At 52.6% G+C, this 12,690-nt stretch carries 10 protein-coding genes; 1 reads left to right on the top strand and 9 read right to left on the bottom strand.

Translation table 11 applies throughout. The annotated features are described in order from the left end of the window. Positions 1–56: 56 nt before the first annotated feature. Positions 57–1,394 (bottom strand): NCS2 family permease, encoded by a 1,338-nt coding sequence (locus tag ABK821_RS11890; RefSeq protein ID WP_142503234.1) that lies wholly within the window; start codon positions 1,392–1,394, stop codon positions 57–59. 166 nt (positions 1,395–1,560) lie between these two features. Between ABK821_RS11890 and yieH the strand changes: the two genes are divergently transcribed. Then, positions 1,561–2,226, top strand: coding sequence for a 6-phosphogluconate phosphatase (gene yieH / locus ABK821_RS11885; RefSeq protein ID WP_343178187.1), 666 nt, complete (start codon positions 1,561–1,563; stop codon positions 2,224–2,226). 59 nt (positions 2,227–2,285) lie between these two features. On the opposite strand, the gene ABK821_RS11880 is transcribed toward yieH, so the two are convergent. The 8 genes from ABK821_RS11880 to glmU all read right to left on the bottom strand — a co-directional run bounded on the left by ABK821_RS11880 (position 2,286) and on the right by glmU (position 12,648). Further along, positions 2,286–3,464 (bottom strand): alpha/beta hydrolase-fold protein, encoded by a 1,179-nt coding sequence (locus tag ABK821_RS11880; protein ID WP_343178186.1) that lies wholly within the window; start codon positions 3,462–3,464, stop codon positions 2,286–2,288. Between the two features lie 827 nt (positions 3,465–4,291). Continuing rightward, positions 4,292–5,017, bottom strand: coding sequence for a phosphate signaling complex protein PhoU (gene phoU / locus ABK821_RS11875; RefSeq protein WP_138362597.1), 726 nt, complete (start codon positions 5,015–5,017; stop codon positions 4,292–4,294). Between the two features lie 13 nt (positions 5,018–5,030). After that, complete coding sequence (gene pstB / locus ABK821_RS11870; RefSeq protein WP_138362598.1) at positions 5,031–5,804, bottom strand: phosphate ABC transporter ATP-binding protein PstB; 774 nt, start codon at positions 5,802–5,804, stop codon at positions 5,031–5,033. A gap of 48 nt (positions 5,805–5,852) precedes the next feature. After that, entirely contained in the window at positions 5,853–6,743 is an 891-nt protein-coding gene (gene pstA / locus ABK821_RS11865) for a phosphate ABC transporter permease PstA (protein WP_138362599.1), read from the bottom strand. After that, positions 6,743–7,702, bottom strand: coding sequence for a phosphate ABC transporter permease PstC (pstC, locus tag ABK821_RS11860; protein WP_138362600.1), 960 nt, complete (start codon positions 7,700–7,702; stop codon positions 6,743–6,745). The genes pstA and pstC overlap by 1 nt, the downstream gene beginning before the upstream one ends. A 145-nt stretch (positions 7,703–7,847) precedes the next feature. Next, positions 7,848–8,888: a phosphate ABC transporter substrate-binding protein PstS gene (gene pstS / locus ABK821_RS11855; RefSeq protein WP_138362601.1), complete on the bottom strand. Its 1,041-nt coding sequence runs from the start codon at positions 8,886–8,888 to the stop codon at positions 7,848–7,850. A gap of 318 nt (positions 8,889–9,206) precedes the next feature. Then, positions 9,207–11,036, bottom strand: coding sequence for a glutamine--fructose-6-phosphate transaminase (isomerizing) (gene glmS / locus ABK821_RS11850; protein ID WP_343178218.1), 1,830 nt, complete (start codon positions 11,034–11,036; stop codon positions 9,207–9,209). 241 nt (positions 11,037–11,277) lie between these two features. Beyond that, positions 11,278–12,648, bottom strand: coding sequence for a bifunctional UDP-N-acetylglucosamine diphosphorylase/glucosamine-1-phosphate N-acetyltransferase GlmU (gene glmU / locus ABK821_RS11845; RefSeq protein WP_343178185.1), 1,371 nt, complete (start codon positions 12,646–12,648; stop codon positions 11,278–11,280). Positions 12,649–12,690 lie beyond the last annotated feature (42 nt).

Here is a 12,690-nt window from a genome sequence, read left to right as displayed (position 1 = left end):
CCGAAATGCCCGGCGGCGCGCTTACGCGTCTTACCGGGCCTCCGGATATTCGGCGCTTAGTGCGCGTCGATAAACACAATCTTCAGCAAGAACAGCAGTGAAACCACAATCACGCACGGGCTGAGGTCACGCAGACGGCCTGTAAAAATCTTCATTACGCAGTAAGAAATAAAGCCCAGGGCAATACCTTCGGTGATAGAGAAACTAAACGGCATCATCACGGCGGTAATAAACGCCGGAACCGCTTCCGTCAGATCATCCCACTTCACGCGCGCCAGGCTGGAGGTCATCAGCACGCCAACGTAAATCAGCGCCCCGGCGGCGGCATAGCCCGGCACCATTCCGGCCAGCGGCGACAGGAAAATAACCAGCAGGAACAAAATCCCCACGACGACCGCCGTCAGGCCGGTACGGCCTCCCACGGAAACTCCGGAAGAAGATTCGATATAAGCGGTGACGGAAGAAGTACCGATAAAGGAACCTGCAACCGACGAGACGCTATCGACAAACAGCGCCTGCTTCATGCGCGGGAACTTGCCCTGCGCATCAGCCAGACCGGCTTTATCGGTGACGCCAATCAGGGTACCGGAGGAGTCGAACAGGTTCACCAGCATGAAGGAGAAAATAACGCCCGCCAGGCCAAGATTCAGTGAACCAGCCAGGTCCACATGCCCAATTACTGTTGTGACGCTCGGCGGCGCGGAAATAATACCGGTATAGTGAACATCTCCCAGCATCCAGCCCAGCAGCGTCGTCACCACAATGGACACCAGCACCGCAGCATGAATATTGCGGGAAGCCAGAATCGCGATAATAAAGAATCCAAGAATGCCCAGCAGCACGCTGTGAGAAGTCAGCTTGCCAATGCTTACCAGGGTGTCAGGGTTTGCCACGATCACGCCCGCGTTTTTCAGGCCCATCATGCCGATAAACAGGCCGATACCGCTGGTGATCCCCACGCGCAGGCTGACCGGGATATTCGCAATCATCCAGTAGCGTACGCGGAAAATCGTCAGCAGCAACAAGCCGACCGCACCCCAGAAAATAGCACCCATCCCAACCTGCCACGGCAGGCCCATCGCCTGAACCACCACAAAAGCAAAAAAGGCGTTCAGTCCCATTGCTGGTGCCAGCGCGACCGGCAAGTTAGCAAACAGCCCCATCATGATGCTGCCGAATGCGGCAATCAGGCAGGTGGTAACAAACACGGCGCTGGTATCCATCCCCGCCACGCCGAGAATTTGTGGGTTAACGAAAACGATGTACACCATCGTCAGGAAGGTGGTGACCCCTGCTATCGCTTCCGTGCGTGCCGTCGTACCGTGTTCGCGTAGTTTGAACACTCGCTCCAGCAGTCCCTGGCCAGAAGACTGGCTGGTTTGTTGTTGACTCATTATCGGTTTCCGAACAAAGGAGGGAAAATTCGTCGCTATCCTATACCAAAATGCGACAATAAGGGCAGCTGTGGGATACTTTTTTCATCGATTTTGCTTATACGGCAACGATTGCGTCTCACAAATCAGTATGACGAAAACGTTAACTTATTAAAATGGAAACGATATGACCCAACCAGAAGCAGTATTTTTCGACTGTGACGGCACGCTGGTCGACAGCGAGGTGATCTGCTCCCGTGCTTACGTTCACATGTTCAAAGAATTTGGCATTACGCTGGATTTAGACGAGATTTTTAAGCGCTTCAAAGGGGTAAAGCTGTACGAGATTATCGACACCATTAATGCGGAGTACGGTGTTAATCTGGAAAAAGCGACGCTTGAGCCGGTTTACCGCGCCGAAGTCGCACGCCTGTTTGATACTGAGCTGGACGTTATCTCTGGCGCGCCTGCGCTGCTGGATGCGGTCAACGTGCCGATGTGCGTGGTCTCCAACGGGCCAGTCAGTAAAATGACGCACTCGCTGGGCAAAACAGGCATGCTGCACCATTTCCACGAGCGTCTTTACAGCGGCTACGACATTCAGCGCTGGAAACCGGACCCGGCGCTGATGTTGCATGCCGCACAAGCGATGAACGTTAACGTAGAGAACTGCATTCTGGTCGATGATTCCAGCGCAGGTGCCCGATCGGGGATTGACGCAGGCATGGAGGTGTTCTACTTCTGCGCCGACCCGCACAACAAGCCAATCAATCATCCGCATGTGACGACATTTACCGATCTGGCGCAGTTGCCAGAATTGTGGAAAGCGCGCGGATGGGATATCACGCTATAGTACCGAAGCGTAACGCAATCCGGGTATATCCCGAATGCGCTACGCTTAGGGCCTATTTTTCACTTAAATAACTTCTGCACAAATTCGGCGTAGGCCGGGCGCCAGACATCCATTTCATGATTCAGGCCGGGATATTCGTGGTAATCAAACTTGATTTTCTGCTTTTCCAGTTCAGCTTTCAGGCCTGCAATATCTTTCCCGGTAACCGTATCTTTCTCACCCACCACGACGGTGAAGTTACGCAACTGTTTATTGATAGCCTGCGGCTGATGTAATTGCGCTTCGACGCCCGCATTCGGTACCGTCGTGGTCGTCACGCCGCTAAACGTTGCCAGCCAGCCAAAGCTTTCAAGATGGTTCATCCCGGAAACCAGCGCCTGATATCCCCCCTGCGATAACCCGGCGAGCGCCCGGCCATCCGCGTCTTTACGCACATTAAAGCGCTCATCAATCAACGGAATGATATCGTGCATCAGCTCTTTATCGGCCGCTTTCGCATTCAGCGGATAGAAATTCTTACGACGATCCTGAGGCGGGAAGTTTTCCGCAATCGCTTCAGGTATATCCGTTTCGGTATCCGGCACCACCACCAGCATGGGCTTAATTTTCCCTTCTGCCAGCAGGTTATCCATAATTTGCGGGATGCGGCCCTGATCGATGGCCGATAAACCGCTGTCGCCAAAGCCGTGATAAAAATAGAGCACCGGCAGCGGTTCGCCTGTTCTGGTATAGCCAGGCGGTGTCCATACGTAGGCACGACGCTCCGAATTCAGCGCCCTGGAGTGGTAGGTTAAGGTCCGTAGTTCACCATGAGCGACCGCGCGATCGTCAAGAATGCTGCCAGGAATCAGAATCAGACTGGTATTCACCTGACGCTGCGGTTTCTGATAACGGCTACCGGTATCGACTGAACGGAACCCGTCGACATCAAAATAATATTCGTAGAGGTCAGGGGCCAGTACTTCACTCTTCCATGTCCAGATCCCCCTCGTGTCTTTGATCATATCATGGGAGACGAACGTATCCGGCGTCGCCCCCGTCACCACGGAGACGCGCTTTGCGTCCGGGGCAAACAGACGGAAGGTAATACTCTTATCGGCATTAACCTGCGTAACGTACTGGCTGACCGGGATCGCAGTGCTCGGCGTAGCCGGAAGCGGTGCAGCAACGACAGGAATAGCCGTACTACCCAATAGTGTAGTGATGGCCAGCGTCAGACAAGCGATGTTTCTTTTCATATCAAGTCTCTCGTTTTATTTTCTGTTTGAACAAGTACAGGAGTCAGAATGGGTACAGAAGCAGACCGCCTGTTTATTTTTTCGTTTTTGTCGCTCTGTCCCCCCTTATATCGTTGCGCTAAGGTCCTTCTCCAGCGCAGCCTGACGCTGGGCGTCTGGTGATATTCTCAGTCGCGGCCATCGCCAGGGGAACTGAGTATAAAAATGATGATGCCTGAATTAAGGATATTGTTTCTTCGGGGTTCTCATCCCACCATCTTGAGATAAAAAAGCCTGAACCCACCCGCGGTTAATCTGCTGTCTGTTTTTTGCCAGCCCTAAAAGCATAAAACCTGACACCTCCGGAAAGGAGATGTCAGGTTTAGCCCGCAAAGCGGTAGCAATCCAGTTTCAGTCCTCAACATAGCAATTTTTAATCCACCAGCAATAAGCAAAAGGATAAATTGTGATTTACCGCGAATTTTCAGTTCGACATATTTTTTGGTAGCCAGAATACCGGTGAGGTCGGATGCAGAAAGAGTTTGCCGCTTAGTTAATGTATTCCACGATCAAAATCGCGGGTTGCGCAGAGTGGCAATCACGGATTATTCAGGATAACGAGAAATCACGCCTCGTTCGAGAAAGTCACCAAGTCACCGAGGAAAGTCAGAGGGTTACAAGTAGGGTTGTAGCAACAAACCCGATCAAGAGCCGAAGTGATACACATAAAGAATCCGGAGATGGGTGAGCATTTCCGGATTCTTACACAGCCACTGGATCGGTCAACCGATCCTTAACTGATCGGCATTACAACAATGGCTGGCGTTTTATTTTGCTTAATGTGGAAATCACTCTTTCGGATCTTTCCCGGCGAGCAGTTTATCCAGCTCGTCGCCGCCAACGTGACGGAAATCCTGGCCTTTAACAAAGTAGAAAATATATTCGCAGATGTTCTGGCAGCGATCGCCGATACGTTCAATAGAACGGGCACAGAACAGCGCGGTCAGGACGCTTGGGATCGTGCGCGAGTCTTCCATCATATAAGTCATCAGTTGCCGCACGATGCCTTCATATTCTTTGTCGACTTTCTTATCTTCGCGATAAATACGCACCGCTTCATCAAGATCCATACGCGCGAAGGCATCAAGCACATCATGCAGCATCTGTACGGTATGACGGCCCAACGACTCCAGGCTCACCAGCAGCGGCTGATGCTGGTGGGAGAATTTTTCCAGCGCGGTGCGACAAATCTTATCCGCAACATCGCCGATACGTTCCAGTTCCGCGATAGTCTTGATAATCGCCATAACCAGACGCAGGTCGCTGGCTGTGGGCTGACGTTTAGCGATAATACGCACGCAGGCTTCATCGATGGCTACTTCCATCATATTGACCTGTTTGTCGCCATCAATAACGCGCTTCGCCAGTTCGCTGTCCTGATTATGCATCGCAGTGATCGCATCAGAAAGCTGCTGCTCCACCATGCCACCCATGGTCATCACCTGGGTACGGATACTTTCCAGTTCTGCGTTGAACTGGCCGGAAATATGTTTGTTAAGGTTTAGGTTGTCCATGGTTAGCTCCAAATCAACCGTAGCGGCCAGTAATGTAGTCTTCAGTTTGTTTCTTCGCGGGCTTGGTAAACAGATCGTCCGTGTTACTGAATTCAATCAGCTCGCCAAGATACATAAATGCCGTATGGTCGGAACAACGCGCAGCCTGCTGCATGTTGTGCGTCACGATCACCACGGTGTAGTCCTGCTTCAGCTCAGTGATCAGCTCTTCAATACGCCCGGTGGAAATTGGGTCCAGCGCTGAACACGGCTCATCCAACAGCAGAACTTCCGGGCGAATGGCGATACCACGCGCAATGCACAGACGCTGCTGCTGACCACCAGAAAGAGAATATCCGCTTTGATGCAGCTTATCTTTGGTTTCGTTCCACAATGCAGCCTTGGTCAATGCCCACTGCACGCGCTCATCCATATCCGCACGGGAAAGTTTCTCAAACAGGCGCACACCAAAGGCGATATTGTCGTAAATCGACATCGGAAACGGCGTCGGCTTCTGGAACACCATCCCCACTTTGGCACGCAGCAGAGCGACATCCTGGGTATTGGTAAGAATATTGTCGCCATCCAGCAGAATTTCACCTTCCGCACGCTGTTCCGGGTACAGTTCAAACATCTTGTTGAACGTACGGAGTAACGTAGATTTACCGCACCCAGACGGGCCGATAAACGCCGTCACCTGGTTTTTAGCAATATCCAGGTTAATGTTCTTCAGGGCATGGAATTTGCCGTAGTAAAAGTTCAGGTTACGCACTGAAAGTTTACCCGGGGTCGTATTCACCATACTCATCTCGTTTTCTTCCTCATTCGGCGCCGCGTTTCGCCACGCCGCAAAAAATTAACCGTGTTTATTCTTAGCGAAAATCACGCGCGCCAGAATATTCAGCAGCAATACGCACAGGGTGATAATCAATACCCCGGCCCATGCCAGTTGCTGCCACTCTGCAAACGGACTCATGGCAAATTTGAAAATCGTTACCGGCAGGTTAGCAATCGGCTGCATCATATCGGTGCTCCAGAACTGATTGGAGAGCGCGGTAAACAGCAGTGGCGCAGTCTCACCGGCAATACGGGCAACCGCCAGCAGTACCCCGGTGATGATCCCGGAAACAGACGCTTTCAGGGTAATCGCCGAGATCATTTTCCATTTCGGCGTTCCCAACGCATAAGCCGCTTCACGCAGGCTATCCGGCACCAGCTTCAGCATATTCTCGGTGGTACGGATGACGATTGGCACCTGCAGCAACGCCAGCGCAATCACGCCCGCCCAGCCGGAAAAGTGCTGCATTTTCGCCACCACGATGGTGTAAACAAACAGACCGACCACAATAGACGGCGCGGAAAGCAGGATATCGTTAATAAAACGAATCACTTCCGCCAGCCAGGACTTACGGCCATATTCCGCCAGATAAATCCCCGCCATGATGCCAAGCGGCGTACCCAGTACCGTTGCCCACAAAATTAACAGCCCGCTCCCCGCCAGAGCGTTCGCCAGACCGCCTCCCGCCGTATTCGGCGGCGGCGTCATTTCGGTAAACAGCGCCAGGCTCATACCGTCGAAACCACGCGTCACGGTGGACATCAGGATCCAGATAAGCCAGAACAGACCGAACACCATCGTCGCCATTGATAGTGTCAATGCGATGCGGTTTATCATGCGGCGTTTAGCCTGCATTTTACGGCGGGACTCCGCCAGTTCTGTGGTGGTTTGCATTTCAAGCGTCGCCATTAGCGTGCCCCCTCATTCTTCGCCAGGCGCATAATCATGAGCTTAGAAATCGCCAGCACAATGAAGGTAATCACAAACAGAATCAGGCCCAGTTCCATCAGCGCGGCAACGTGCAGACCCGTCTCCGCTTCGGCAAATTCGTTCGCCAGCGCAGAGGTAATACTGTTGCCTGGCATATATAGCGAGGCGCTGTCGAGCTGGTAGGTATTACCGATGATAAAGGTTACCGCCATGGTTTCCCCCAGCGCACGCCCCAGCCCGAGCATAATGCCGCCAATCACCCCATTTTTGGTGAACGGCAGGACGATACGCCAGATCACTTCCCAGGTCGTGCAGCCGATGCCATAGGCAGACTCTTTCATCATCACCGGGGTTTGTTCGAAGACATCGCGCATAACGGCCGCAATGTAAGGAATGATCATAATGGCAAGAATAACGCCCGCCGCCAGAATACCAATACCAAATGCCGGGCCGGAGAACAGCGCGCCGATAAACGGAATATTGGAAAGAATATTCCCGACCGGTTCCTGAAACCAGGTGGCAAACAGCGGCGCGAAGATAAACAGGCCCCACATGCCATAAACGATACTGGGGATCGCCGCCAGCAGTTCAATGGCAATGCCCAGCGGACGCTTCATCCATGCGGGAGAGAGTTCCGTCAGAAACAGTGCAATACCGAAACTCACCGGTACGGCGATCAGCAGTGCGATAAAAGAGGTTACCAGCGTGCCGTAAATCGGTACCAGGCCACCAAAAATTTGATTTGGCGCATCCCACTCTTTGGTCCACAGGAAGGAGAAACCAAATTTCTCAATACTTGGCCAGGAGGAGATGATGAGGGAGACAATGATGCCGCCAAGCATCAATAACACAATCAGCGCCGCCAGTTTTACCAGCACGCTGAAAATAATGTCCCCTTTTTTCCCCGGAGGGTTAAATGTCGGCTTGGTTGCAGCCATAAATTACTCTTTTCATTAAACGCGTTTACGAAGTTTGCCCATGCCGGATGGCGCTACGCTTATCCGGCCTACAAATCGGGCCTACAGTCGGAACTGTAGGGCGGATAAGCGTAGCGCCATCCGCCAGTTCGTTAAAGATATTCTATTAGTACAGCGCTTTACCGCTGCTGTCTTTCACATTGGTCTTCCATGCAGCATGAATCTGCTCAACGACGTTTTCCGGCAGCGTCGCATAGTCCAGCGCATTAGCTTCTTTACCGCCATTTTTGTATGCCCAATCGAAAAACTTCAGCACTTCCGTGGTTTGCGCCGGTTTAGTCGAGGTCTTGTGAACCAGGATAAAAGTCGTGGAGGTGATCGGCCATGCGTTCTCACCTTTCTGGTTAGTCAGATCCTGGGCAAAGGATTTGCTCCAGTCGATCTCTTTCGCGGCGTTAGCAAAGTTATCTTCGGTCGGGCTAACCGGCTTGCCGTCAGCGGAAATCAGCCTGGTGTAGGCCAGGTTGTTCTGTTTGGCGTAAGCGTACTCAACGTAGCCGATAGCGCCCGGCAGACGCTGAACGAAAGCGGCGATGCCGTCGTTACCTTTACCGCCCAGACCGGTCGGCCAGTTTACGGTCGTACCGGCACCGATTTTAGATTTCCACTCTTCGTTTACTTTCGACAGGTAGCTGGTGAAAACAAAGGACGTACCGGAACCATCGGCGCGACGAACCACCGCGATATTCTGAGAAGGCAGCTTCAGTCCAGGGTTGAGCTTAGCAATCGCAGCATCATCCCATTTTTTGATTTTGCCCAGATAGATATCACCCAGGGTTTTACCGTCGAGCACCAGCTCACCGGATTTCACACCAGGCAGGTTAACCGCCAGTACGACGCCGCCGATAACGGTCGGGAACTGGAACAGACCTTCCTGAGCGAGTTTTTCATCAGTCAGAGGAGCATCAGAAGCACCGAAATCTACGGTGTTAGCAATGATTTGTTTTACACCGCCAGAGGAACCGATACCCTGGTAATTGACTTTGTTACCGGTCTCTTTCTGATAGGTATCCGCCCATTTGGCATACACTGGCGCAGGGAAAGTTGCACCTGCACCTGTCAGGCTCGCTGCTGCAAAAGCAGAGAACGCGCTCATGGATAAGGTCGCGGCGACAACAGTTGCGACAGTGGTACGCATGACTTTCATAATGTCTCCTGCAAGATTTTCGTAAATCATTGTTAAGTGGCTACGATGAGCAAAATAGGACAAACAGGTGACAGTTAAATGTACGAAATATGACAGTTTTATGACAATCAAAAACGATGAAATAAACCACCAAAAAAAGCATTAATAAACAACATGTTTAATCATTTTATGACGTTGAGATGTCATGAAGATTTTCTTTTAATGACACTGAAAACAGTAGCTGAAGATGACGGTTTGTCACATTAAAACGACGGGAGAATTGATTAAAAACAGAACAGCGCAGAAAAAATGCCCCGCTTTCGCAGGGCATCATCACGATTACTCAACGGTAACAGATTTCGCCAGGTTACGCGGCTGGTCCACGTCGGTGCCTTTGATCAGCGCAACGTGATACGCCAGCAGTTGCAGCGGAACGGTGTAGAAGATCGGTGCAATCACCTCTTCCACATGCGGCATCTCAATGATGTGCATGTTGTCGCTGCTGACAAAACCGGCATCCTGGTCGGCGAAGACGTACAACTGGCCGCCACGGGCGCGGACTTCTTCGATGTTGGATTTCAGTTTTTCCAGCAGTTCGTTGTTCGGCGCCACCACGATAACCGGCATATCTGCATCGATCAGCGCCAGCGGGCCGTGTTTCAGCTCACCTGCCGCATACGCTTCTGCGTGAATATAAGAGATCTCTTTCAGCTTCAGCGCGCCTTCCAGCGCGATCGGATACTGATCGCCACGGCCCAGGAACAGGGCATGGTGTTTGTCAGAGAAATCTTCCGCCAGCGCTTCGATACGCTTGTCCTGAGACAGCATCTGTTCGATACGGCTCGGCAGCGCCTGCAAACCGTGAACGATGTCGTGCTCGATAGACGCATCCAGACCTTTCAGACGCGCCAGCTTCGCCACCAGCATCAGCAGAACGGTCAGCTGAGTGGTAAACGCTTTGGTGGAGGCCACGCCGATTTCCGTCCCGGCGTTGGTCATCATCGCCAGATCGGATTCACGCACCAGGGAAGAACCCGGAACGTTACAGATGGCGAGAGAACCCAGATAGCCCAGCTCTTTCGACAGGCGCAGACCGGCCAGGGTATCCGCCGTTTCGCCAGACTGAGACAGGGTGATCATCAGGCTGTTACGACGCACAGCGGATTTGCGGTAGCGGAATTCAGAGGCGATTTCGACGTCGCACGGAATACCGGCCAGCGCTTCAAACCAGTAGCGAGAAACCATACCGGAGTTATACGACGTGCCGCAGGCGATAATCTGAATATGTTCAACCTGAGACAGCAGTTCGTTCGCTTTTGGCCCCAGCTCGCTTAAATCCACTTCACCGTGGCTGATACGCCCGGTCAGCGTATTTTTAATCGCATTCGGCTGTTCGTAGATCTCTTTCTGCATGTAGTGGCGGTAGATGCCTTTATCGCCCGCGTCATATTGCAGACTGGATTCGATATCCTGACGTTTCACTTCCGCGCCGAATTTATCGAAAATGGAGACCGAACGACGGGTCACTTCCGCAATATCGCCTTCTTCCAGGAAGATGAAGCGACGGGTTACCGGCAGCAGCGCCAGCTGGTCAGAAGCGATAAAGTTTTCGCCCATACCCAGACCGATAACCAGCGGGCTGCCAGAACGCGCCGCCAGCAGCGTATCCGGGTGACGGGTATCCATGATTACCGTGCCGTACGCGCCGCGCAGTTGCGGAATCGCACGCATAACCGCTTCCCGCAGCGTCCCGCCTTGCTCCAGTTCCCAGTGCACTAAGTGAGCAATCACTTCGGTGTCCGTTTCGGAGACAAAAACGTAGCCCCGGGACTGCAACAGCTCACGCAGCGGCTCATGGTTTTCGATGATACCGTTATGCACCACCACAATATGGTCAGAAACATGCGGATGTGCGTTACCTTCAGACGGCTCACCATGCGTTGCCCAGCGGGTATGGGCAATCCCGGTTCCGCCGTGGAGAGGATGTTCTTCTACCGCCTGAGCCAGTATTTGTACTTTCCCGAGGCGACGAACACGGTTCATATGGCCTTCGTTATCCACAACCGCCAGACCAGCGGAGTCATAACCGCGGTATTCCAGACGGCGTAAACCTTCGAGAAGGATTTCAGCAATATCACGCTGCGCGACTGCGCCAACAATTCCACACATAGTTTTTAATTCCGATTTTGGCATTATGCCTGTCGTTGTCGCTGACCTGTTAATACCCGTATTTCGGGCGCCCCGAGCCTTGTAGAGAGTGGGGTTATTTTTATAGGTACTGCTTTTGGGCGAGCGATATATCTTTATCGCCTCATCCCTCATCTGCCGGATAGCGCTTACCCTTATCCGGCCTACAGAACGTTATCGAACGTAGGTCAGGTAAGACAAAGCCACCATCCGGCAAAAAGAGTTACTTCTTCTTCACCGGACGCTGCCAGCCCTGTTTGTGCACCTGCGGCACGCGGCTTAACACCAGTTCGTTATCCGCAACATCGCGGGTAACGGTTGTTCCCGCAGCGATGGTCACACCTTTACCCACGGTGACCGGCGCGACCAGTTGCGTATCCGAACCGACAAATACATCATCGCCAATAACCGTTTTATGTTTATTCGCGCCATCATAGTTACAGGTGATGGTCCCCGCGCCGATATTAACGTCATCGCCAATCTCGGCATCGCCCAGATAGGACAAATGCCCGGCCTTAGTGCCTTTACCCAGGCGCGCCTTTTTAATTTCGACAAAGTTGCCCACGTGAACACCTTCCCGCAGTTGCGCGCCAGGACGCAGACGGGCAAACGGACCAATAGTACAGGCCGCTTCCAGGTGGGCATCGTCCACCACGCTGTACGGGCTGATGTCACAGTCATCGCCAATCACGCTGTTTTTAATGACGCAACCCGCGCCAATCTTCACGCGGTGGCCGAGGGTGACTGTGCCTTCAATGATAACGTTAGTATCAATTTCAACATCACGCCCGTGGGTGAGAACGCCGCGCAGGTCAAAACGCGCAGGATCGCGCAGCATCACACCGGCCAGCAGCAGCTTTTCGGCCTGCTCAGACTGATAAACGCGCTCCAGACGAGCGAGTTGCAGACGGTTGTTTACGCCTTCCACTTCGCTTAAACGATCCGGGTGTACAGCAGCGATTTCGCGGCCTTCCTGATACGCCAGCGCAATGATATCGGTAATGTAATATTCACCCTGAGCGTTATTGTTGGTCAGTTTTGCCAGCCAGCGCTTCATGTCCGCGCCATTAGCGATCAGGATACCGGTATTAATTTCCCGGATCTGACGCTGTTCGTCGGTAGCATCTTTATGCTCAACGATACCGGTCACTTTACCGTTCTCACGCGTAATACGGCCGTAACCGCTCGGATCGTCCAGCTTCACTGTCAACAGACCAATCCCACCCTGCGGCTTCGCCTCTCTAAGACGCGTTAATGTTTCAACAGAAATCAGCGGCACATCACCATACAGCATCAGGATATCTTCATCGTCGCTGAAGAACGGTGCCGCCTGCTGCATTGCATGGCCGGTACCAAGCTGCTCCGCCTGTAAGACCCAGTTAAGATTATCTTCGCGCAGCGTCTGACGAAGCAGATCGCCGCCATGTCCGTACACCAGATGCACGGCTGAGGCCCCTAAGTCTTTAGCCGCATCAATAACATGCTGCACCATCGGCTTCCCGGCCAGCGAATGCAACACTTTAGGAAGATCGGAATACATGCGGGTACCTTTGCCTGCGGCAAGGATCACCACGCTCATCGCACTATTTGACATACGCATCCTGACAGCTGTTAGAACAAAAAGTAAAAGCCTTTC

This window comes from Klebsiella sp. KE9456 (assembly GCF_043832615.1).
Classification (GTDB): Bacteria; Pseudomonadota; Gammaproteobacteria; order Enterobacterales; family Enterobacteriaceae; genus Klebsiella; species Klebsiella indica.
The sequence above is the reverse complement of the archived record's forward strand: the minus strand, read 5'-3'. Positions and strand labels throughout refer to the sequence as shown.

Excerpts from the sequence above, each read along its gene's own strand:
- pstC (WP_138362600.1), bottom strand. The coding sequence starts at position 7,702 with ATGGCTGCAACCAAGCCGACATTTAACCCTCCGGGGAAAAAAGGGGAC.
- pstB (WP_138362598.1), bottom strand. The coding sequence starts at position 5,804 with ATGAGTATGGTGAATACGACCCCGGGTAAACTTTCAGTGCGTAACCTG.
- pstS (WP_138362601.1), bottom strand. The coding sequence starts at position 8,888 with ATGAAAGTCATGCGTACCACTGTCGCAACTGTTGTCGCCGCGACCTTA.
- yieH (WP_343178187.1), top strand. The coding sequence starts at position 1,561 with ATGACCCAACCAGAAGCAGTATTTTTCGACTGTGACGGCACGCTGGTC.
- glmU (WP_343178185.1), bottom strand. The coding sequence starts at position 12,648 with ATGTCAAATAGTGCGATGAGCGTGGTGATCCTTGCCGCAGGCAAAGGT.
- glmS (WP_343178218.1), bottom strand. The coding sequence starts at position 11,036 with ATGTGTGGAATTGTTGGCGCAGTCGCGCAGCGTGATATTGCTGAAATC.
- ABK821_RS11890 (WP_142503234.1), bottom strand. The coding sequence starts at position 1,394 with ATGAGTCAACAACAAACCAGCCAGTCTTCTGGCCAGGGACTGCTGGAG.
- phoU (WP_138362597.1), bottom strand. The coding sequence starts at position 5,017 with ATGGACAACCTAAACCTTAACAAACATATTTCCGGCCAGTTCAACGCA.
- pstA (WP_138362599.1), bottom strand. The coding sequence starts at position 6,743 with ATGGCGACGCTTGAAATGCAAACCACCACAGAACTGGCGGAGTCCCGC.
- ABK821_RS11880 (WP_343178186.1), bottom strand. The coding sequence starts at position 3,464 with ATGAAAAGAAACATCGCTTGTCTGACGCTGGCCATCACTACACTATTG.